Source organism: Candidatus Pseudoscillospira sp. SGI.172, from assembly GCF_050313575.1.
Classification (GTDB): Bacteria; Bacillota; Clostridia; order Oscillospirales; family Oscillospiraceae; genus Vermiculatibacterium.
On record NZ_JBNPLQ010000017.1, the window covers coordinates 36908 to 59166 of the forward strand.

Annotated in this window: 19 protein-coding genes; 11 read left to right on the top strand and 8 right to left on the bottom strand. The window is 59.1% G+C overall.

Annotated features, from left to right (window positions below; translation table 11 throughout):
* Nucleotides 1–4: 4 nt before the first annotated feature.
* From hpt to ACQRD3_RS08070, 7 genes are all read right to left on the bottom strand, one after another.
* Nucleotides 5–562, bottom strand: coding sequence for a hypoxanthine phosphoribosyltransferase (gene hpt / locus ACQRD3_RS08040; RefSeq protein ID WP_427780875.1), 558 nt, complete (start codon nucleotides 560–562; stop codon nucleotides 5–7).
* Nucleotides 556–1935 carry a tRNA lysidine(34) synthetase TilS gene (tilS, locus tag ACQRD3_RS08045; RefSeq protein WP_427780877.1) on the bottom strand — a complete coding sequence of 460 codons (1380 nt, stop codon included), beginning with the start codon at nucleotides 1933–1935 and terminating at the stop codon, nucleotides 556–558. The genes hpt and tilS overlap by 7 nt, the downstream gene beginning before the upstream one ends.
* Before the next feature lie 56 nt (nucleotides 1936–1991).
* Nucleotides 1992–3335: a replicative DNA helicase gene (gene dnaB, locus ACQRD3_RS08050; protein ID WP_427780879.1), complete on the bottom strand. Its 1344-nt coding sequence runs from the start codon at nucleotides 3333–3335 to the stop codon at nucleotides 1992–1994.
* A gap of 62 nt (nucleotides 3336–3397) precedes the next feature.
* Nucleotides 3398–3847 carry a 50S ribosomal protein L9 gene (gene rplI / locus ACQRD3_RS08055; RefSeq protein ID WP_080907471.1) on the bottom strand — a complete coding sequence of 150 codons (450 nt, stop codon included), beginning with the start codon at nucleotides 3845–3847 and terminating at the stop codon, nucleotides 3398–3400.
* A 64-nt stretch (nucleotides 3848–3911) separates the two neighbouring features.
* A complete protein-coding gene (locus tag ACQRD3_RS08060) occupies nucleotides 3912–5906 on the bottom strand; it encodes a DHH family phosphoesterase (protein WP_080907472.1) in 1995 nt (664 codons plus the stop codon).
* Nucleotides 5907–6128: 222 nt separating this feature from the next.
* Entirely contained in the window at nucleotides 6129–7067 is a 939-nt protein-coding gene (locus tag ACQRD3_RS08065; RefSeq protein WP_080907473.1) for a stomatin-like protein, read from the bottom strand.
* Between the two features lie 4 nt (nucleotides 7068–7071).
* Nucleotides 7072–7521 carry an NfeD family protein gene (locus tag ACQRD3_RS08070; RefSeq protein ID WP_427780882.1) on the bottom strand — a complete coding sequence of 150 codons (450 nt, stop codon included), beginning with the start codon at nucleotides 7519–7521 and terminating at the stop codon, nucleotides 7072–7074.
* Between the two features lie 206 nt (nucleotides 7522–7727).
* On the opposite strand from ACQRD3_RS08070, the gene ACQRD3_RS08075 reads away from it, so the two are divergent.
* From ACQRD3_RS08075 to groL, 5 genes are all read left to right on the top strand, one after another.
* Complete coding sequence (locus ACQRD3_RS08075; protein ID WP_080907475.1) at nucleotides 7728–8864, top strand: THUMP domain-containing class I SAM-dependent RNA methyltransferase; 1137 nt, start codon at nucleotides 7728–7730, stop codon at nucleotides 8862–8864.
* On the top strand, nucleotides 8861–9982 hold the full coding sequence (locus tag ACQRD3_RS08080) for an S-layer homology domain-containing protein (protein WP_427780885.1): 1122 nt from the start codon (nucleotides 8861–8863) through the stop codon (nucleotides 9980–9982). The genes ACQRD3_RS08075 and ACQRD3_RS08080 overlap by 4 nt, the downstream gene beginning before the upstream one ends.
* Nucleotides 9983–9984: 2 nt before the next feature.
* Nucleotides 9985–10938: a diacylglycerol/lipid kinase family protein gene (locus tag ACQRD3_RS08085; protein ID WP_427780903.1), complete on the top strand. Its 954-nt coding sequence runs from the start codon at nucleotides 9985–9987 to the stop codon at nucleotides 10936–10938.
* A 213-nt stretch (nucleotides 10939–11151) separates the two neighbouring features.
* Nucleotides 11152–11436: a co-chaperone GroES gene (locus tag ACQRD3_RS08090; RefSeq protein ID WP_080907477.1), complete on the top strand. Its 285-nt coding sequence runs from the start codon at nucleotides 11152–11154 to the stop codon at nucleotides 11434–11436.
* A 90-nt stretch (nucleotides 11437–11526) separates the two neighbouring features.
* Nucleotides 11527–13152 carry a chaperonin GroEL gene (gene groL, locus ACQRD3_RS08095; protein WP_080907478.1) on the top strand — a complete coding sequence of 542 codons (1626 nt, stop codon included), beginning with the start codon at nucleotides 11527–11529 and terminating at the stop codon, nucleotides 13150–13152.
* Nucleotides 13153–13433: 281 nt separating this feature from the next.
* Here groL and ACQRD3_RS08100 read toward each other — a convergent pair whose 3' ends face one another.
* A complete protein-coding gene (locus ACQRD3_RS08100; RefSeq protein WP_427780888.1) occupies nucleotides 13434–14831 on the bottom strand; it encodes a sigma-54 interaction domain-containing protein in 1398 nt (465 codons plus the stop codon).
* A 472-nt stretch (nucleotides 14832–15303) separates the two neighbouring features.
* Between ACQRD3_RS08100 and ACQRD3_RS08105 the strand changes: the two genes are divergently transcribed.
* The 6 genes from ACQRD3_RS08105 to acrA all read left to right on the top strand — a co-directional run bounded on the left by ACQRD3_RS08105 (nucleotide 15304) and on the right by acrA (nucleotide 22065).
* Nucleotides 15304–16110, top strand: a complete 807-nt coding sequence (locus ACQRD3_RS08105) for an enoyl-CoA hydratase-related protein (RefSeq protein ID WP_427780889.1) — start codon at nucleotides 15304–15306, stop codon at nucleotides 16108–16110.
* Nucleotides 16111–16193: 83 nt separating this feature from the next.
* Nucleotides 16194–17510 (top strand): GntP family permease, encoded by a 1317-nt coding sequence (locus ACQRD3_RS08110; protein ID WP_427780891.1) that lies wholly within the window; start codon nucleotides 16194–16196, stop codon nucleotides 17508–17510.
* An 83-nt stretch (nucleotides 17511–17593) separates the two neighbouring features.
* Complete coding sequence (locus tag ACQRD3_RS08115; RefSeq protein WP_427780893.1) at nucleotides 17594–18829, top strand: CaiB/BaiF CoA transferase family protein; 1236 nt, start codon at nucleotides 17594–17596, stop codon at nucleotides 18827–18829.
* 114 nt (nucleotides 18830–18943) lie between these two features.
* Nucleotides 18944–20089: an acryloyl-CoA reductase gene (gene acrC, locus ACQRD3_RS08120; protein WP_427780895.1), complete on the top strand. Its 1146-nt coding sequence runs from the start codon at nucleotides 18944–18946 to the stop codon at nucleotides 20087–20089.
* A 14-nt stretch (nucleotides 20090–20103) separates the two neighbouring features.
* Nucleotides 20104–20904, top strand: a complete 801-nt coding sequence (gene acrB, locus ACQRD3_RS08125; protein ID WP_427780897.1) for an acryloyl-CoA reductase electron transfer subunit gamma — start codon at nucleotides 20104–20106, stop codon at nucleotides 20902–20904.
* Nucleotides 20905–20916: 12 nt separating this feature from the next.
* Nucleotides 20917–22065, top strand: a complete 1149-nt coding sequence (gene acrA, locus ACQRD3_RS08130; protein WP_427780899.1) for an acryloyl-CoA reductase electron transfer subunit beta — start codon at nucleotides 20917–20919, stop codon at nucleotides 22063–22065.
* Nucleotides 22066–22259: the final 194 nt, after the last annotated feature.

The window sequence follows — 22259 nt, forward strand, 5'->3', positions numbered from 1 at the left end:
GGGATCAGTCGGAGATCAGATTTTTCCCGTACACCCGGGGCTTCAGCACACCGATGTAGGGGAGATTGCGGTAAAGCTCGTCGTAGTCCAGACCGTAGCCTACCACAAATTCGTCGGGAACCTCGAAGCCCACGTAGTCTGCAGTGATGGGCTTGGTGCGGCGGGAGGGCTTATCCAGCAGAGTGGCCAGCTTGATGGAGGCCGGGTGCCGGGCCTGGAGAAGTTGGAAGAGGTAGTGCAGGGTGTTGCCGCTGTCCAGGATGTCCTCCACCACGATGACGTCCTTGCCCTCGATGGAGTCGGACAGGTCCTTGATGATGTTGACCTGGCCGGAGGAGACGGTGCCCGCGCCGTAGGAGGAGACCGCCATGAAGTCCACCCGGCAGAAGGCGTCGATGTGCCGGGTGAGGTCGGCCATGAAGATGTAGGAGCCCCGGAGCACGCTGACCAGAACGGGCTCCTTTCCGGCGTAGTCGGCGCTGATCTGCGCGCCCAGCTCGGCCACCCGCTTTTGCAGAGTCTCCTCAGAGATGAGGACCCGTTCAATGTCGTCTTTCAGCATAACTCGTCATCCTTTTCTGTCTTTGTTTGGAAAAATGTGATTGCCCAGGAATCTTCACCCGGCCGGGCCAGCCTGCGTTCCTCCGGCCCGAAGCCGGCCAGAGCGGCGGGGCCGTCCCCGTCGGCCAGCACCGGGAGCTGTTCCCGGAAGCGCCGGGGGACCTTGGCGTCGATGAGCCACTTTTTCACGGTTTTGGTCCCGTCCCGGCCGGGGAGGGAGAGGGCGTCCCCCGGCTGCCGGGGGCGGAGAAGCGCGTCTGGCCCCAAAGCGTCGGAGCGGAAGTACCATATCCCGGCTTTGGGCTCTTGGGGACAGACCGCCCGTTCACACCGACAGGTGTACCGGCTGTTTTCCGGGGCGGTCTCACCTTGAAAATTCAGCGGGGTGGGGGTCAGCGGGGGCAGGGGGGCGGTCTGGGTGGTGAGCAGGAGGTCCCGGTAGATCCGCTGGGCCAGCCGCCCGTGGGGCAGGCAGAGGACGGCGGAGGGATCGTCTCCCCGGCAGAGCTCCACGATGCCGTTGAGATGGGCTGCCGAGCAGTCCATCGCGCCGTCCCCCATCCGCTCCAGGAGCCGCCGGACGGCCCGGGGGGCCAAGGCCGCGGGGAGGTCGGCGATGTAGTGGGCTTCGATGACCAGATCATCCTCCGCCCAGCGGGCGTACCGATCCATCATAGCCGCCTGGGCGTTCAAATAGTCATTGTCGGCCCGCAAAGAGCGCAGAGAGGCCGCACATGTTTCGGGAAATCGGGGGTTGAGGGAGCGGAGGACCGGCATGACCTGGGCACGGACACGGTTGCGGGCGTAAGCTTCGTCGGAATTGGAGGAGTCCTCCCGGTGGGGGAGGTGCTCGGCCTCCAGATAGGCCAGAATTTCCGCCCGGGGGGTGGTGAGCAGGGGCCGGACCACTTTGCCCCGGCGGGGCGGGATGCCGGTGAGGCCCTGGAGCCCGGAGCCCCGGGCCAGACGGAGCAGAAGGGTCTCGGCGTTGTCGTCGGCATTGTGGGCGGTGGCGATGACCGCCGCGCCCGTTTCCGCCGCGGTTTCCTCCAAAAAGGCGTACCGCAGTTCCCGGGCGGTCTCTTCAATGCCCTGCCCCCGGCGGGCGGCCTCGGCGGCGACGTCGGCCTGCCCCAGATGGAAGGGGATCCCTGCCTGGGCGCACCAGCCCCGGACAAAGGCGGCGTCCCCCTCGGATTCTGCCCCCCGCAGCCGGTGGTCGAAGTGGGCGGCGTGGAGGGTGATGCCCTCCCGGCGGGAGAGCCAGTGGAGCAGGCACATGGAATCCGCCCCGCCGGAGACGGCGCAGAGCACCGTTCCGCCGGGGGGCAGCATAGCGTATTCTGTTGTGAGCTTGACGGCTTCTTCCAGCATGGGAGCTCCTTACAAAAAGAAAGCGGCGGGGGGCGGAATAAAATCCGCCCCGCCCGTCAGTATTCGGTGTGTCTGCGGTCGATGGAGGCGAAGGTGGTGTACTCGGGCAGCCACTGCAGCTCCACCGTGCCGGTCTCGCCGTGGCGGTTCTTGGCGATGATGCACTCGGCCAGGTTGTGGTCCTCGGTATCCTCGTCGTAATAGCCCTCCCGGTAGAGGAACATGACGATGTCGGCGTCCTGCTCGATGGCGCCCGATTCCCGCAGATCGGAGAGCATGGGCCGCTTGTTGGCCCGGGACTCGTTGGCCCGGGAGAGCTGGCTGAGGCACAGGACGGGGACATTGAGCTCTTTGGCCATGATCTTCAGGCTCCGGGAGATGTCGGAGACCACCTGCTGGCGGTTGTCGCTCATACGGGTGGGGCCGCCGGCGGAGGTCATGAGCTGGAGATAGTCTATGACCACCAGACCCAGGTTATCCACCCGGCGGCACTTGGCGTTCATATCGGCCACCGACAGCATGGGGTTGTCGTCGATGAGGATCTGGGTCTGGTTGAGGGCGGCCGAGGCGGCGGCGATTTTGGTCCAGTCGTCCTCGGACAGCTGGCCGGTGACCAGCTTTTTGTTGTCCACGAAGGACTCCCCCGAGATCAGGCGCATGGCCAGCTGCTCCCGGCTCATTTCCAGGGAGAAGAACACCACCGCCTTGCCGGAGAACTTTCCGGCGTGGAGGAGGATGTTCAGGGCCATGGAGGTCTTGCCCATGCCGGGGCGGGCGGCCAGGAGGATGAGGTCGGATTTGTTGAGGCCTGAGATGGCGGCGTCCACGTCGGGCAGGCCGGTGGAGAGCCCGGGCACCGCGTCCCCGCTGGCGGCCAGCTCGTTGAGCCGGTCGTACACCCCCAGCAGCACCGAGGAGATGTGCTCCAGCCCCTGGGCGGCGCGGCCCTGCCGGATGGCGTAGATGCGCTGCTCGGCGGCCTCCAGAGCCTCCTGGGCGGTGGCGGTGCCCTCCTGGATCAGAGCGGTGATGGCCCCGGCGGTCTCGGCCACACGGCGGAGCAGGGATTTGTCTTTGACGATGCTCACATACTCGCTGACGTTGGCGGAGGTGGGAGTGATGACCATGAGCTGTCGGATGTAGTCGTAGGAGGTGTTCTCGTCGTAGACGCCGCTCTGCTTCATCTTGTCCAGCACGGTCACCGGATCGATGATTTCGGAATAGTTGAACATGGAGCAGATCGTCTCGTAGATCTCCCGGTTCTGCCGCAGATAGAAGTCCTCCGGCTTCAGCGCCTCGATGACCTGGGGCACACAGCCCTCGTCAATGAGAATGGAGCCCAGCACCGCCTGTTCCGCCTCCACCGAGTGGGGCATCTGGCGGGAGAGCAGCTCGTCCATGGGAACACCTCCGTGAAATGGGGAGCCGGGGGGTCAGGCCCCGCCGCATCCCGTAAGATTGCTCAGTTGCTCTCGGTGACCACCACGTTGACGGTGCCGGAGACCTCGTAGCCCAGCTTGCACTTGAGCTGATAGGTGCCGAAGGCCTTGATGGGCTCGTCCATGACGATCTTGGTCTTGGCGATGTCGATGCCGCACTGGGCCTTCAAAGTCTCGGAGACTTCCTTGGAGGTGACGGAGCCGAAGAGGCGGCCGCCGTTGCCGGCCTTGGCGGGGATCTTGACCATGCAGCTCTTGAGCTGCTCGGCGATCTCCAGGGCGGCGGCCCGCTCGGCGGCCTCCTGGGCGCGCTTGGCCTTCTCCTGCTGCTTCATGGTGTTGAGGTTTTCGTTGGTGGCGGCCACCGCCAGTTTCCGGGGGAGGAGGAAGTTGCGGGCGTAGCCGTCACTGGCCTCAATGAGCTGGCCTTTCTTGCCCTGGCCTTTGACGTCCTGCTGAAGAATCACTTTCATGGTATTGTACTCCTTTGCTGATAGTATCTCGGTATGATCGGGGGAGACTGGGCGCAACGCCCGCTCACTCGTCTTCGCAGTATTTGTCGATGGAGGCCAGCAGAGCGTCCTGCACCTCCGCCACCGACTTCTTGGGGATCTGGGCCCCGGCCACGGCGGCGTTGCCGCCGCCCCCCAGGGGCTCCAGGATGACCTGCACATTGGTATCGCCCAGGCTGCGGGCCGACAGGATGACCCGGTCGGCGTCGGGGAAGAGAACGAAGGAGGCGGCGACCCCCGAGACGCTGAGCAGCTCGTCGGCGGCCTGGGCGGCGGTGACCCGGTCCACCGGGTGGTCCAGCGCCGCGATGGCCATGTCGCCCCGGTACATTTTGGCCTCCTTGAGGATGCCGTAACGGGAGATGGTGTGGGTGAGGTCGCTTTTGAAGAAACGCCGGACCTCGGTGGTGTCGGCCCCCGCCCGGCGGAGGAAGGCCGCCGCGTCGAAGGTGCGGCTGCCGGTGCGGATGGTGAAGTTCTTGCTGTCCAGCACAATGCCGGCCATCAGGGCCTCAGCCTCTCCGCGGATGAGGTCGGACGGCTCCATGATGTACTGGAGCAGCTCGGTCACCAGCTCGGAGGCGGAGGATGCGTAGGGCTCGTGGAAGTTGAGGGCGGCCCCTTCAATGTAGCTGGCCGCCCGGCGGTGGTGGTCGATGACCGCCACCTTGTTCACCGACTCCAGCAGATCCCGGGCGAGGACCTGCTCGGGGCGGTTGGTGTCCACCACCACCAGCAGGGAGCTGGCGTCGGCCTGAATGAGGGCGTCGGCGGGGGAGAGAAAGGCGTTTTCGTATTCCGGGAGCAGGGTCAGCTCCTGGACCAGCTTGTCTGCCGGATTGGGATCCGGGTCCCGGACGATGTGGGCGGGGACGCCCCGCTTGCGGGCGATGGCCAGGATCCCCACGGCGGGGCCCATGCAGTCCAGATCAGGAAATTTGTGGCCCATGACAAAGACCTGGGAGGCGTCCCCGATGAGCTCGGCCAGAGCGTTGGCCATGACGCGGCTTTTCACCTTGGTGTGCTTTTCTGTCTCCTTGGCCCGGCCGCCGTAAAAGTCGAAATTGAAGCGGTTCTTCACCACCGCCTGGTCGCCGCCCCGGGAGAGGGCCATCTCCACCGCCAGAGAGGCGTACTGGAAAAGCCCGGCGTAAGTGTCGGCGTCCCGCCCCACGCCGATGGAGAGGGTGGCGGGCAGTCCGTTGGGATTGACCACCTCGTGGATCTGGTCCAGCACGTCGAACTTTTTCTCCAAAAAGGCGGGCAGGTAGCGCTCGTCAAAGAGGAAGAGGTAGTGGTCCCGGTCGTAGCGGCACAGCAGCCCCTCGGTGGGGGCGGCCCACTCGTCCAGCCGCCGGTTGATATCGGAAAGCATGGCGGTCTTGACGTTGTCGCTGACGCCCTTAAAGACCTCCTCGTAGTTGTCCAGGTTGAGAATGGCCACCACGGGACGGGTGGCATAGAATTCATCTCTCAGGTCGGAGAAGGCAGTGACGTCCACCCAATAGGTGGTGGCCAGATAGCGCCGCTCGTCCTTGTCATCGGTGCGGACCAGGTGGCCGAACACCAAAAAGCGCAGGTCGGACACCCGCACCTCGGTGGGGCACTGGGTTTTGCCCTCCATGAGCCACCGGGGGTCGAAGTCGGGCACCGCGTCGGTGATCTTCCGGTCGAAGAGGTGGTCCCGCTCCCCGCTGATCTGGAGAAAACGGTCGTTGGACCAGATGACCTCCTCGGTGTCGGGACGGAAAATGACCATTGGGAGGGGGGCGTTGACCATGGTGTCCTTGGCGGCCACATCCATATTGCAGGTGATATTCTCAATATAGCCCAGGATCTCCCGGCGGCGCAGGCTGCTGCTGCGGCGGAAATAAAGAAACAGGAGGAACACCACCACGCCCTCCACCGCCGCCAGACCAAAGCTGCCCGAGATGGCGGTGGCTGCGGCGAAGGCGGCCAGGAAGATGAAATACAGCCGGAAGCTGGGTTCCAGCAGATGGGACAGACCCTTTTTGTGCATGGCGGACACCTCCCCGGGGGTCAAAACAGAATTGGATAGAGAGATTATTATATCAGACCCATAGGAAAAAAACAAGAGCGGAAGGGGCCTCAAAGGGGGCGGCAGGGGACGTTTTTTATACGGTTTTCCGGAAAAACAGGCACTTGCTCCCGGGAAAGGACGATCAAAGGAAAACGCCCGGGGCATCCTGTTGTCAGGGTGCCCCGGGCGGCTGCTTTTCATTTACGGAGCCTTTGGGAGATCAGTAAAGACCTCCTTGGCGCTGGCAGCCAGACCGGCCAGACCTTGGATCTCGGAGGGGATGATGAGCTTGGTGGCCTTGCCGTCGGCGGCGGCAGTGAAGGCCTCCAGGGCCTTGAGCTTGACGACCTGATCGGAGGGGGCAGCCTCGTTGAGGAGCTTCAGGGCCTGGGCGGTGGCCTCCTGGACCTGGAGGATGGCCCGGGCCTCGGCCTCGGCGGCCATGATGCGGGCTTCCTTCTCACCCTCGGCCTTCTTGATGGCGGCCTCCTTGGCGGCTTCGGCCCTCAGAATGGCGGACTGTTTCTCACCCTCGGCCACCAGGATCTGGCTGGCCTTTTGGCCCTCGGCCTGAAGAATGGATTCCCGGCGCTCCCGCTCGGCCTTCATCTGGCGCTCCATGGCGTCCTGGATCTCACGGGGCGGGATGATGTTCTTGAGCTCCACGCGGTTGACCTTGATGCCCCAGGGGTCGGTGGCCTCGTCCAGCAGAGCGCGCATCTTGGAGTTGATGATGTCCCGGCTGGTGAGGGTCTGATCCAGCTCCAGCTCGCCGATGATGTTTCGGAGGGTGGTGGCGGTCAGGTTTTCAATGGCGGACATGGGCTGCTCCACGCCGTAGGCGTACAGCTTGGGGTCAGTGATGGCGAAGTAGAGCACCGTGTCGATCTGCATGGTGACGTTATCCTTGGTGATGACAGGTTGGGGGGCAAAATCCACCACCTGCTCCTTGAGAGAGACGGCCTTGGCCACCCGCTCCACAAAGGGGATCTTGAAGTGGACGCCCACGCCCCACACGCTGTGGAAGGCGCCCAGGCGCTCGATGACGTAGGCGCGGGACTGTTGGACCACCCGGATGTTGACGGCCAGCAGCACCAGGACCAGAATGACCAGAACAATTGGAATGATGTTTTTCAGCATGGTTTTACTCCTTTCCTGTGGGGACGGAAGCCACAAAGAGCTTGACCCCCTCAATCCGAAGGGCCTTGACAGTCTCACCGGCGGGGATGATCTCCCCCGAGTCGGAGCGGGCGGTCCAGGTGACGCCGCCCACGGACACCGCACCGCAGCCCTTGAGGTTGTCGATCTCCTCGGTGACTACGGCCTCGCGGCCGATGACCCGGTCGGCGTTGGTGGCCACCTGCCTGGGGGTGAGATACTTGCGGGCCAGGGGACGCACCACGGCCAGCGCGGCGGCGGAGATCGCCAGAAAGATGGCGATCTGGACCCAGATATTGTCCGTAAAAATGGTGGACAGCAGAGCCGCCAGGGAACCGGCGGCGAACCAAATGGAGACCAGACCCACGGTGGCCGCCTCCACCAGGCCGAACACAACGAGCAGAGCCAGCCAGACGGCGCTGGGAAGCCAGGGCATAGCGATCAGCTCCTTTCTTAAATTTCAGTCTACCATATTCTTGGGAGAATGAAAAGTAAAATAATCATGAACTGTTTGCCAAACGTTGTTTTGTTCGGTATAATGTAAAAAATGGGAAAGCATTTTAAAACCGAAGGACTGCCGGGACGAACCCGGCGGAGGTGCTCCGAGGGCGCGGACACGCCGGAGCCGAAGGAGGAACATCCGTGGAACAGTATACTTTTTCAGTCCCCACCGTGTTTGGCCTGGAGGGGCTGTGCGCCGACGAGCTGCGCCGGCTGGAGCTGGGGAACGTCCGGGCGGAAAACGGCCGGGTGCTCTTCGAGTCCGGGCCGGAGGGACTGGCCCGGGCCAATTTGAACCTGCGCACCGGCGAGCGGGTGCTTCTCCGGGTGGGTCGCTTCCCGGCGGAGACCTTTGACGAGCTTTTCGAGGGGGCCCGGGCGCTGCCCTGGGAGCAGTTCATCCCCCGGGACGGGGCCTTCCCTGTGAAGGGCTTCTGCCTGGATTCCAGGCTCTTCGCAATGTCCGCCTGCCAGTCCATCCTCAAAAAGGCGGTGGCGAGGCGGCTGGGGGAGCACTACGGCCTGGAGACCCTCCCCGAGACGGGAGAGGTCTATCAGCTCCAGTTCTCCGTGATGAAGGATGTGGCCGAGCTCTATTTGGACACGACCGGCCCGGGCCTCCACAAGCGGGGCTACCGGGCGGTGGGAGTGGCGGCCCCGCTGCGGGAGACCCTGGCTGCGGCCATGGTGATGCTCTCCCGCTACCGGGGGCGGGATCCCTTCTGCGATCCCTTCTGCGGCTCGGGCACCATTGCCATCGAGGCTGCCCTCATCGCCAGAAACCAGGCCCCCGGTCTGGACCGGAGCTTTTCCGCCCAGAAGTGGGGATTCCTGCCCCGGGAGATCTGGCTGGACGAGGCCGACCGGGCCATGTCCGCCGAATATCAGGGGGAGTATGACATATGGGGGGGGGATGTGGACCCACAGGCGGTGTCCATCGCCCGGCACAACGCCCAGCTGGCGGGGGTGGAGGACCTGGTCCGTTTTGAGGTCGCCGACGCTCTGACCTTCCACCGGGATGTCCCTGCCGGACGGGTGGTGACCAACCCGCCCTATGGCGAGCGCATCATGGATAAGGGGGAGGCCGAGGAGCTCTATGCGGGCTTCGGGAAGGCCTGGCGGGGAATGCCACAGGGCTGGAGCCTTTATCTCCTGTCCTCCCACACCGAGTTTGAGCGCACCTTCGGAGTTCAGGCCGACAAAAAGCGAAAGCTCTATAACGGAATGCTCAAATGCGATCTGTTTCAATATTTGGGGAAGCGGGGGGAGAGAAAATGAGGAGACGGCTGGCGGCGCTGGTACTGTGCACCGGGCTGATGCTGTCCTGCCTACCCGATGCGGACGCCCTTCAGATCCACGGATACAGTGAGGGCCTGGCTCAGGCGGAGGAGGACGGCAAGTGGGGATTTGCCGGCGGGGACGGCGGTGTGGCCATCCCTCTGCAATATGATTCCGTGGTCTCCTTTGCCCTGGGGATGGCGGCGGTGAATCAGGGGGGCAAGCTGGGGGTGATCCGCCCCGACGGGCAGTACCTCATTCAGCTGGAGTACGACACCCTGATGCCTGTGGACTGCGGGCTGTACTTCGCCCAGAAGGGGGGAGCCTGGGGCGTGGTGAGCGTCCTGCCCTACACCGACTCCACCGGGAAAAAGACCAATGAGGTCTACCCTCTGGTCTACGCCGGGGTGGAGCTGGGCCGAAGCGGCGGCGTGGATGTGCTCCAGCTTACGGCCCGGGACGGGAAACGGACCACCATGCCCATTTTCCAACTTCCCTCCTATCTGGCCGAACTGGGGGTGGAGGGGAGCCAATTCCCTCTGACCCGCGGAAAGCTGCCCTCCTTCCAGGATGTGCAGGGGAAGGACTGGTTTTCCCTCTGGGTGGACCTGGCCTACAATACCGGGATCATGTCCGGGCCGGGGGGCGGAACGTTTGAGCCGGACCGGGCGGTCACCGTGGCTGAGGCTATTCAGATTGCCGCCAACATGGACAGCCGCTTTCTGGGAGACGACTTCCACACCACGGTCCATACGGGCAAGTTCTGGTACAGCGCAGCGGTGAATTACTGCGAGGCCAGCGGGATCGTCCGCGCCGGGCAGTTCGACAGCTATACCAGGCCCATCACCCGCAGGGAACTGGCTCAGGTCTTTGCCGCCACGGGCCTTGCCAAGAGTCTGCCTCAGCGCAACAACTCCATTCTGGTTCGAGCCGCCGTAAAAGATATCTCCGCCTCTGATCCCGCCGCCGGGGCCATTCTGGGGCTTTACACCAAGGGGATCCTCACAGGGGTGGACGGTGCGTTCACCTTCCGGCCGGACGCCGCCGTCACCCGAGCGGAAGCCGCCGCACTGGCCGCCCGTCTGGCCCGGCCGGAACAACGGGTGGACCTCTTTTGAGCGTGCGGCACGTCTTTCTCATCAACCCCGTGGCGGGCAAGCGCGGCAGCGAGCGCCGGCTCCTGGAGCGGATCTCAGCCGCCTTCCCGGCGGGGGAGTGTGAGGTGTTCTTCACTGCCGGGAGAGGGGACGCCCGCCGTCTGGCGGAAGAGGCGGCGGCCTCCGGAGAGCCGGTGCGGCTCTATGCCTGCGGAGGGGACGGGACTCTCAACGAAGTGGTGAACGCCGCGGCGGGGCGGCCGTGGGCGGCGGTGACCAATGTGCCGGTGGGCACGGGAAATGACTTTCTGCGCATCTTTGGCGAGGAGGGGCGGCGGCGTTTTGCCGATATCGCTGCGCTCCGGGTTGGACCTCAGTCCTCTATGGACCTGATGGACTGCAACGGGCTGCTGGGACTGGATGTGGTCTGTGCCGGTGTGGATGCCCGGGTGGCCGCCGAAGTCCACCGCTATAAGCGCCTGCCTCTGGTCAACGGTGTGGGGGCCTATCTTCTCTCCCTCGTCGTCAATGTTTTCCGTGGCATCACCCGGCCTATGACGGTGGAGATGGGCCCCATCCGGTACAGCGGACCCACCGCCATTCTATGCATCTGCAACGGCCGGCACTACGGCGGAGGCTTCTGCCCGGTGCCCGAGGCCCAGCCCGACGACGGGGTGCTGGACATGCTGCTGGTGGAGGACGTGGATCGGCGCACCTTTGCCCGGTATGTGGGCCGGTATGCGGCCGGACGCTACCGGGAGTGTCCGGAGCTCATTCGAGCCTGGCACGGGGATCGGGTCGTCTTTTTCGGAGAGGAGGAACTGGTGGCTGTGGTGGACGGGGAAGTGCTTCGGGGCCGGAGCTTTACCATCAGGCTCTCTGAGCAAAAAGTGAACTTCTTCTATCCTCTGGGGACATATTGGCGTGAAAGTTCACAGACTGCTAATAATTTGACGGGGGCATTTTCTGAAAAGTAAAGATAAAATTAGAAAATAGAAGTGCGAAAGACTTTGATTAAGATATCTTCGTATAAATTCAAAAAACGGGAGAAATAAAAGAAAAATTAAAAAAACAAGACTTGCCAAATCGAACGGGCGAGGCTATTATAATAAGCGTGTTAGCACTCAGATGAAATGAGTGCTAACACGCTGAATGTGTTAATGGAAAAATAACATAAGGAGGAACCCAAAATGAAACTCATGCCTTTGGGAGATCGCGTGATCATCAAGATGATGGAAGCCGAGGAGAAGACCAAGAGCGGCCTGATCCTGACCGGCAGCGCCAAGGAGAAGCCGGAAGTGGCCGAGATCATCGAAGTGGGCCCCGGCGGACTGGTGGACGGCAAGGAAGTGAAGATGACTGTTAAGAAGGGCCAGAAGGTCATCACCAGCAAGTATTCCGGCACCGAGGTCAAGGTGGACGGCGAGGAGTACACCATCGTGCGTCAGAGCGACATCCTGGCCGTGGTCGAGTAACTTTCTTTCTTTTGAAAAAGAAAGAAAAAACTTTGATAGAGTTTTTCTCCCCTGCTAAAATAACATCACTGATATGGAGGTAATCCGTTTATGTCCAAACTCATTTCTTACGGCGAGGATGCCCGCCGTGCCCTGCAGCGGGGCGTGGACCAGCTGGCCAATACTGTCAAGATCACTATGGGGCCCAAGGGCCGCAACGTGGTGCTGGATAAGAAGTACGGCTCTCCCCTCATCACCAACGACGGCGTGACTATCGCCAAGGAGATCGAGCTGGCCGATCCCATGGAGAACATGGGCGCTCAGCTGGTGAAGGAAGTCGCCACCAAGACCAACGACGTGGCCGGCGACGGCACCACCACCGCCACTCTGCTCACCCAGGCCATTGTCCGCGAGGGCCTGAAGAACCTGGCCGCCGGGGCCAACCCCATGGTCATGAAGAAGGGCATCAAGGCTGCCGCTGACGCCGCCATCGCCGAGATCAAGAAGAACTCCAAGAAGGTCAAGGGCACCGAGGACATCGCCCGCGTGGGCGCCATCTCCTCCGGCGATGAGACCATCGGCAAGCTCATCGCCGAGGCCATGGAGAAGGTGGGCGCCGACGGCGTCATCACCGTGGAGGAGTCCAAGACCGCCGAGACCTATTCCGAGGTGGTCGAGGGCATGCAGTTCGACCGCGGCTACGTCACTCCCTATATGGTCACCGACACCGAGAAGATGGAGGCCGTCCTGGACGATCCCATCATCCTCATCACCGATAAGAAGATCTCCTCCGTCCAGGATTTGCTGCCCCTTCTGGAGCAGGTGGTGCAGTCCGGCAAGAAGCTGCTGGTCATCGCCGAGGACGTGGAGGGCGAGGCCCTGAACACCCTTATTGTCAACAAGCTCCGCGGCACCCTGAATGTGGTGTGCGTCAAGGCTCCCGGTTACGGCGACCGCCGCAAGGAGATGCTGCAGGATATCGCTACCCTCACCGGCGGCACTGTTGTCAGCGAGGAGGTCGGCCTGGAGCTGAAGGCGGCCACCATGGATCTGCTGGGCCATGCCAAGCAGGTGAAGGTCACCAAGGAGAACACCATCATCGTCGGCGGCGCCGGCAAGCCCGACGACATCAAGGCCCGTGTGGCCCAGATCAAGGCCCAGGTGGCCGAGACCACTTCCGACTATGACCGGGAGAAGCTGCAGGAGCGGCTGGCCAAGATGGCCGGCGGCGTGGCCGTCCTCCGTGTGGGCGCCGCCACTGAGACCGAGATGAAGGAGAAGAAGCTCCGCATTGAGGATGCCCTGAACGCCACCCGCGCCGCCGTTGAGGAAGGCATCGTGGCCGGCGGCGGCACCGCCTATGTCAACGCCATTCCCGCCGTGGAGAAGCTGCTCAAGACCGTCGAGGGCGATGAGAAGACCGGCGTGCAGATCATTGCCGCTGCTTTGACCGAGCCCGCCCGTCAGATCGCCGCCAACGCCGGCGTGGACGGCTCCGTGGTGCTGGAGAAGGTCAAGGAGTCCGGCAAGGCCGGCTATGGCTACGACGCCTATACCGAGACTTACTGCGACATGATGAAGACCGGTATTGTGGATCCCACCAAGGTGACCCGCTCCGCGCTGGAGAACGCCGCTTCCATTGCCGCTGTGCTGCTGACCACCGAGGCTCTGGTGGCCGACAAGCCCGAGCCGCCCGCGCCCGCGCCCGCCGCTCCCGACATGGGCGGCATGTATTAAGAGATACCCGCAAACCGCTGAACTTGTTGGGATTGGAAAAAGCTGACCGGCGGGGTTGCCATAAACTTACGACAATCGTCAACAAAAAGCGCCTGATGCGTAAAAAAGGCCGACACTCACTTTGTTGTGGGTGTCGGCCTTTTTGACACTTATTATGCGGGGGAGATCCAAGTATTTCAAACATAAATATCGGCAAAATACAAATAAAAACTGCATGATCTTAGGGAGATCCGTCATGAAGTGTTGCCCGAAAAAATTTGTATTTCTTCGACAGGAATTCGCTATTCCAATATTTTCCTGGGGCGGATAGAGTATTTCTCCATTTTTTTATAGAGAAGGCTTCGATGGATTCCCAGTTCCTCGGCGGTGCTCTGAATATTCCAGTTGTGTTTGCGTAAAAACTCTTTGATAATAGAGGTCTCATAACCATCCACCATCTGCTTGAGCGTTTTTCCCTGCTGTGCTTGAAAAACCTGTCGGGAAATCATTTTGGCGGGTAAGTTTTCCAAGCAAATAAACAATCCGTCACAGGACGCGTAAGCGCTTTTGATTACATTGTCCAACTCGCGAATATTTCCCGGCCAGTTGTACTTCAGGAAGCAACTTTTTACATCTTTGGAGAGGGCCACGGTCGTATTGTATTCCGAATTGATCTTGTTTAGGAAGTAATTAGACAGGGTCATGATATCCTCGCGCCGGTCTCGGAGAGGGGGCAGCTCAATATTGACTACACAGATGCGGTAAAAAAGATCTTCGCGGAACTGCCCGTTTTCCACCATCTGCTGAAGATTTTTTCGAGTGGCGGCAATGACCCGAATGTCGACAGGGACGGGAGAGCTTCCGCCAATAGGATCCACTTCCTTTTCCTGAAGGACTCGCAGCAGCTTGGACTGCATATTCAGAGGCATATCTCCGATTTCGTCAAGAAAGATAGTTCCGTGGTCGGCCTGGAGAAACTTGCCCTGCTGGCCGCCTCGCCTGGCACCGGTAAAGGCGCCCTCCTTGTAGCCAAAAAGTTCGCTTTCAATAAGCTCGGCAGGAATGGCGGCGCAGTTAATGCTTACAATGGGCTTGCCGCTGCGATTGCTGGCGTTGTGAATGGCCCGGGCAAAAAGCTCTTTTCCGGTGCCGCTCTCACCCGTCAAAAGGACCGGAAAATTGGTCTGGGCGGCCTTTATCCCTAAATGCTTGACATTGATCAGCGACTGGCTTTCTCCTAAAATCCGCTCGAAGGAGTTGGCCTTGGTGTAGTGTTCGCAATAGTTGGTTTTAAAGGTCTCCAGTTCGGCGTATTGCTGCATGAGCTTTTGCATGGAATCCATAGTCTGTTGGCTGAACTTCACTTGGGCGACACTGCAAATGGCTTCCTGTTGATCGTTAAAGACACAGGAGCGGCTGACTACCACAAACTTATCTGCGGGGTCGTGAGTATCTCCTCTGGTGTAGCGGTGAACATCGCACTCATCCCGGCCCCCGGAGCGGATCAGGTCGACCATATGGGAGTTGGAGATGATGGAGAATACATTTTGCCCAATGATATGGTCCCGTTCCTTACCCAAAAAGCGACAGTAATTTTCATTGATGTCGGCTACTTTTCCATCTGGGGTTACGACAATAAATCCGTCATCAGAGAGGCGCAGCAGTTCCTCGTAGATGTATTTGTACATCTTTTCATCCATGATTCCAATTTCCTTTATATATTTATTATGTCTCAAAGCAGGATATTTTATATAGTGCTATTGTACCATTTTTTTGCCTGCTCGCAATGTCTTTTCTAAAATTTTATGATTATTGTGAAGAATAAGTGTCTCAAAAAGGAGAATTAATATACGTTTTAAGACGACTGGCGGGGAGGAATCTTGCAATTTTGAAGAAAATAGGACAGGCTACTATCCGGTTAAAAATATTTTCGATAAAAATTTAACAAAGAATTCTGCCTAAAAAGGGAAAAAACAAAACCGCTTTCGGCAAAATAAGTCATATTTTTACACTGTGCACAAAATGTTGGCGGAGTGGAAATACAAATTTGGCACAAGTCATGCAACTGTTTTAGCAGCAGGAAATTTGGGATGTCCTGCTGCGTGTTATCCCGGATTTAGCATGGGGAATTTTAGGGCCTTCACGGGGCCGCAAATTATGGGAGGTATTGTAATGAACGAAGCGCTTAAGACCCTGGCATCTTCTGTGCAGAACATTCGTATTGAGCAGGAGGGGATGATGGCCATTGTCACGATGGCCCGCCCCAAAGCAATGAATGCCCTGAACGATCAGACACTGGATGAGCTCAGCGCCGCGATCAGCGCTTTTGCCGCGGACCCGGAGATTCGGGGCGTCATTATCACCGGCGAAGGGAAAGCGTTTGTGGCCGGGGCCGACATTAGCCAGATGTGCGGCTATGGTCCGGAAGAGGGACGTGCTTATGCTGCAAAAGCGCAGGGAGTGTTCAATCGCATTGAAGGCTTGGAAAAGCCTGTGATTGCGGCGGTCAATGGCTATGCCCTGGGCGGCGGCTGTGAACTGAGCATGAGCTGTGACATTCGGATTGCCTCTGAAAAGGCTGTTTTTGGCCAGCCCGAGGTCAACCTGGGCCTGATCCCCTGCTTTGGCGGAACGCAGCGTCTGAGCCGCCTGGTCGGTACAGGGCTTGCCAAGGAACTTATTTTCACGGCTCGCAACGTAAAGCCGGAGGAGGCCAAAGCAATCGGACTGGTCAACAAGGTGGTTCCCGCTGAGGATCTGATGTACGAGGCGAAAGCCATGTTGACCACAATTATTGGGAAAGCCCCGATCGCTGTGCGTTATGCCAAGGTGGCCATTACCCGGGGCGTCAACTTGGATCTGATGAATGCGCTGGAGCTGGAGAATGACTTGAGCGCATTGGCGTTTGCCTCTGACGATGCTAAGGAAGGTACCACCGCTTTCCTGGAAAAGCGTCCGGCGAATTTCCAAAACAGGTAATCTCATCGCGTCTGTGTCCATAGGTCTCTCTCCCATACATTTCTGCCTGAAAAGGCAATTACAAAAAAGTAGGAGGAAATCCAATGACGGCATTGGGTATTATCGGGATCATTGCAGCGTTCTGTCTGCTGATGTACATGATCATGAAGGGCGTCAACATCTATCTGACGGTGTTTGTTTGTACCCTGGTGGTGGCCCTTACCAGCCAGATGAATGTTTACGATGCCTATAAAGTGCATTTCATGACCGGCTTTACAAACTTTTTCAAGAATTATTATCTTGTCTTCCTCACCGGCACTTTGATGGCCAAAGCTATGGAAATTACCGGCGGTGCCAAGGCCATCGCCAAGTACATCATCAAAATTATGGGCACCGAATGGGCCTTCGTCTCCGTCCCTCTGGCCTGCGGCGTGCTGTGCTATGGCGGCGTCTCCGCTTTCGTATGTTCCTTCTGCGTGTTCCCCATTGCCCTCCAGGTATTCCGGGCTGCCGATCTTCCCCGCCGGGGGATTCCGGGCGCGCTGTGTTTTGGCTGCTCCACCTTTGCCATGATTGCCCCCGGCGCAGTCCAGATCCACAATGCCGTTCCCTCCACCAACCTGGGCACGACCTATATGGCCGGTGCGGTCAATGGCTTCATCGCCTGCGGCTTTATGCTTGTAGTCGGCATTATCTATCTGCGCTTCTGGCTGAAAAAGGCAAAGAGTAATGGCGAGCACTTTGTGGCCAAGAGTGTGGATGACTTCAGTGAGGAGACTGATGAAGCCCTGCCCAATCCCGTGCTGGCACTGGTGCCCCTGATCGTTACGATCTGCCTGGTGAACATCAAAGTGAACGGGGTGGTCGTGGCTCCTGTTGAGGTGGGCGTGTTTGCGGGCGCCGTGTCTGCGATTCTCCTGATGCACAAGCACATCGTGCTCAAAGATCTGCCCAGGCACTTTGCCGACGGCGCTGCCATGGCGCTGCTGTCCATCACCAATACCTGTGCCGTCAACGGTTTCGGCGGTGTGGCATCCAACAGCCCTGTGTTCTCCACCATCACGGACGCCATGGTGAATATTCCAGGCCCCAAGCTGCTGGGCCTGGTGATCGGCACTACGGTCATTGCCGGTATCTGCGGCTCTGCTTCCGGAGGCCTGGGCATCGCCGTGCCCATCCTCGGGCCGGTATATACCCAGATGGGGATTGCACCCAGCATCATTCACCGTGTGATGGCACTCTCTTCCTCCGCTCTTGACTCGCTGCCCCACAACGGCTACATCGTCACTGTCACCAACGGCCTGTGCAACGAGACCCACAAGGCCTCTTACGGGCTGACCTTTGCCCTGACGGTGGTGATTCCATTCCTGGGCTCCCTGGTCGGCGTACTTCTCTTTACGTTGTTCCCGGCATTGCCCTAATTGACGGGAGATCCGCTTTTGACGTTTCCTGCAATCACAGTGATTTCTTTGGCAAAGACAAACATTAATGGAGGTAATTTCTTATGTTTCAGCCCCTGAAAGGCGTAAAAGTCATTGACCTTACTTATTTTATTGCGGGCCCCGGCACAGCAAAAATTCTGGCTGACTGGGGTGCCGATGTCATTAAGGTGGAGCCCAGCTTTGGAGATCCCGGCCGCAGCACCGGAGCTACCATGTCTACCCCGACCGAGCCTGACTGCAACCCCTTCTATACCGCTTATAATGCCAACAAACGCGGGATATCCCTTAACCTGAAGAGTGCGGAGGGCACTGCAATCCTGGACAAGATGCTGGAGACAGCCGATGTGTTTCTCACCAGCTACCGCACTGGCGCGCTCAAGCGGCTGGGCCTGGATTACAAGTCCCTGAGTGAAAAGCATCCCCACATTGTTTGGGCGCAGATCAACGGCTTTGGCGACTTTGGACCGGCCAAGGATAACGCCGGTTTCGACACAGTGGCTTTCTGGGCCCGCTCCGGCGCCATGATCGACATTACGGAAAAAGATACCTCTCCCGTCAATCCCCTCATTGGCTTTGGCGATGCCACCACCTCCTGCTCTCTTTCCGGCGGTATTGCCGCGGCTCTTTATCAAAAGGCCAAAACGGGAAAAGGCTGCAAGGTCATGGTTTCGCTCTTCGCTCAGGCTATTTGGAGCGAGAGCGCCGGGATGGTCTCCACCCAGTATGGCGATGAGTATCCCAAAACCCGCCTGAACCCAGGCTCCCCTGTCATGGATACGTTCCGGAGTTCTGATAACAAGTGGTTCTATATGAGCATCCTGGAGCCGGACCGCTACAATGACGCCTTGATGAAGGAACTGGGACGGGATGATCTGGTGGGAGATCCCAGATACTGTACCGCCGCCGCCTCTAAGGCCCACAGCGCTGAAATGGTCGAGATCCTCAGCGCTGAATTTGGCAAGCACACCATGGATGAAATCCGCGGCATGTTCGCCCGCGCGGATATCGCCTATGACTGTGTCCAGCATATCAAAGAGGTGCTGGATGATCCCCAGGCCCTGGAGAACCTGTACCTTGTGCCGGTCAAGAACAATGACGGAACGGTGACAAAGCAGCCCATGACCCCCATCCGTTTTGCCCTGAGCGAGCCGACCTGCATTGAGGATATCGCTCCCACAGTGGACCGCCAGGCGCCTAAAATCGGTGAGCATACCGTAGAAGTGCTGAAGGAGTACGGCTATACCGACGATCAGATCGCCGGATTTCTGGACAGCGGCGTAGTGACTGCATTCAAATAAATAGATGGAACGCGGGCGTGGCGGGATGGGGCGGAGGGAGAGTCTCTCTCTGCCCCTATCCCGGCTGGCTGCTTACTGCAGAAGATAAAACGTGCAAGAAAGGAAGTTTGACTTATGGATTTTTCTCTCACCCGAGAGCAGGAAATGTTCCAAAAAATGTGTCGGCAGTTTGCTGAAAACGAGCTTGAGCCGGTAGCTGCTGAAGTGGACCGCACGCATTCCTTCCCGGAAGAGAATTTTAAAAAAATGGCGGCCGTCGGCTTGACCGGAATCGGAGTTCCGGAGGCGTACGGTGGATCCGGCGGCGGGCCGGTGGAGAAGGTCATCGCGGTATCTGAGTTTGCCAGACACTGTCTGGCCTCCGCAGCCATCCTCTCCATTCATCTGATCTGCCCCCAGACAATTTACCATCTGGGAACGGAGGCACAGAAGGAAAAGTACCTGCGCAAGCTTACCGAGGGGGGCTGCCTGGGCGCCTTTGCTCTGACGGAGCCCAATGCCGGCTCTGACGCCGGCTCTGCCTCCACCACAGCGATACTGGACAAGGAGACCAATGAATACGTGCTCAACGGCACGAAATGCTTTATTTCTGGTGGCAGCCGAGCCGAAGTGTTTATCATCTTCGCACTGACCAACCCTGCCAAGGGGCTCAAGGGAATGTCCGCCATCCTGGTGGAGAAGGGCACTCCCGGCTTCAGCATCGGTAAGATTGAAGAAAAAATGGGTTTGGGCGGATCTGAGACAGCGGAGCTCATCTTCGAGGACTGCCGCGTTCCGGCGGAAAACCTTCTGGGTGCGGAAGGGAAGGGCTTCAATATCGCTATGGCGGCGCTGGACGGAGCCCGTATCGGCGTGGGTGCGCAAGCGATTGGAATTGCCGAGGGCGCAATCGACTTGTCTGTAAAATACGTACATGAGCGCGTGCAGTTTGGCAAGCCCATTGCCGTACTTCAGGGCATTCAGTGGTACATTGCCGATATGGCCACGAAGACCGAGGCCGCCAAGTGGCTTGTCTATTATGCGGCGTATCTGGAGGAGGCAGGAAAGCCTTTCAGCAAAGAGGCGGCCATGTGTAAGCTCAATGCCTCTGAAAACGCCCGCTTTGTCACCAACCTGGCGATGCAGATCCACGGCGGTTATGGCTACATGAAGGATTATCCGCTGGAACGGATGTACCGGGACGCCAAGATCACCGAGATCTACGAAGGCACCTCTGAGATCCACAAGGTGGTCATTTCCCGTGCTGTGATTGGGAAATAAGGGAGGAGAAGAGAATGAAAGCAATTGTTTGTGTAAAGCAGGTTCCGGATACATCCGGTAAAGTGGCGGTCAATCCTGATGGGACGCTGAACCGGGCTTCTATGCCAACCATTTCCAACCCGGATGACATGAATGCGCTGGAAGCGGCGCTCCAGCTTAAGGACGATACCGGCTGCAAGGTCGTGGTGATCACCATGGGGCCGCCCCCCGCCGAGGGAATGCTTCGGGAGATGCTGGCCATGGGGGCGGATGAGGCTGTACTGGTTTCTGCCCGTGAGTTTGGCGGATCCGATACCTTCGCTACGTCTCAAATTTTGGCTGCGGCCATTCACAAGCTTGGGCTGGAGAAGGGGGACGTTGTATTCTGCGGCCGTCAGGCGATCGATGGAGATACCGCTCAAGTGGGGCCGCAGATTGCGGAGAAACTGGACATTCCCCAGGTTTCCTACGTTGCCGATGTGGTGCTGGAAAAAGACCGAATCGTCTGCCGCAGGATGCTGGAAGACGGCTATATGACCATTGAGACGGAAACGCCCTGTCTGATCACCTGTATCAAGGAACTCAATTTGCCTCGGTATATGTCCATGCGGGGGATCTACTCCGCCTACAGCAAGCCGATGCAGATTATGGACTTTAACGCGCTGAAGGATGAGACTCTCATTGACCGGGAGACCATCGGCCTCCAGGGATCTCCCACCAACATCCTTACTTCCTTCACTCCGCCGCAGAAGGGCGGCGGTATGATGCTGGAGGGTGCGGATCGGAGCGCCTGCAAGACGCTGGCGGGACTTCTGGCTGGCAAGCATATCATTTAAGGGGGGAGCACCATGAGTAAATTTGAAAATACCAAACTGGAAGATTTCAAAGGCGTTTGGGTCTTTTGCGAACAGCGGGAGGGCAAACTGATGCCCACCGATCTGGAACTCCTCTCCGAGGGACGGAAGTTGGCCGACGAATTGGGCGAGGAGTTGTGCGGGCTGCTGCTGGGAGACAAGGTCACTGACCTGGCCGGTGAACTGGGCCAATACGGTGCGGATAAGATCTTTGTCTGCAACGATCCACGGCTTGCCGTATATACAACGGATGCCTACACGAAGGTCCTGTGCGATGTGGTGGAGGAAAAGAAGCCGGAGATTCTGATCTTTGGCGCCACCAATATTGGCCGTGACCTGGCCCCGAGGTGTGCCGCGCGGCTGCACACCGGTCTGACCGCCGACTGCACGCATCTTGATATTGACGTGCCTGCCTATGTGGATTTTCTGGAGAAAAACTCCACACTGGCTCCGGATCGTATCGCAAACATGAAAAAAGCTACCGTAAAAGTGATGGGCCAGGACCACGATGTAAGCCGCGACCTGAAAATGACCCGGCCCGCCTTCGGCGGACATTTGATGGCGTCCATTATCTGTCCCAGATTCCGCCCCTGCATGGCCACTGTGCGCCCGGGGGTCATGAAGATGGCCGAACCGAATCCTGCTCGGGCTGCCGCCTGTCAGGTGATTGAACTTCCTGTGGAACTCTCTGACCGTGATTTGCGTACCAAGGTGCGCGAGGTGGTGAAGGAGAGCAAAAAGCTGGCGGATCTCATTGGAGCCGACGTAGTGGTTTCCGTGGGTCGAGGCATTTCCAAAGACGTGGAAAAGGGAATTGCTCTGGCTCAAGAATTGGCGGATGTGCTGGGCGGTGTGCTGGGTGGGTCCCGCGCGGTCATTGATTCAGGCTGGCTCTCCGCCGACCATCAGGTCGGGCAGACGGGCAAGACGGTCCACCCCAAGCTGTATATTGCCCTGGGCATTTCCGGCGCCATTCAGCACAAGGCCGGCATGCAGGATTCCGAGCATATTGTGGCCGTCAATAAAAACAGTCAGGCTCCTATCTTTGAAATCGCAGATTACGGCATCTGCGGAGACCTGTTCCAGGTGGTCCCCATGCTGATTGAGGAAATTAAAGCCGCCCAGGCATCCAAACTGGCATAAGCATCTTCAGAAGGCGGTGCAGATGCCCTTGGCAACTGGAATTTTCTTCTCTCATAGTTCTACATTTTCTGCTGTTGCGCCGGTTTCTTGTTAGGGCGGATTTTTTCTGGCCATGGCGAAAAGAAGTTGTCCCTCGCTTTGATTGGCGCATACCCACCCGCAGGCCAAATTTTTGCAGCAAGGCCCCGTCGGTT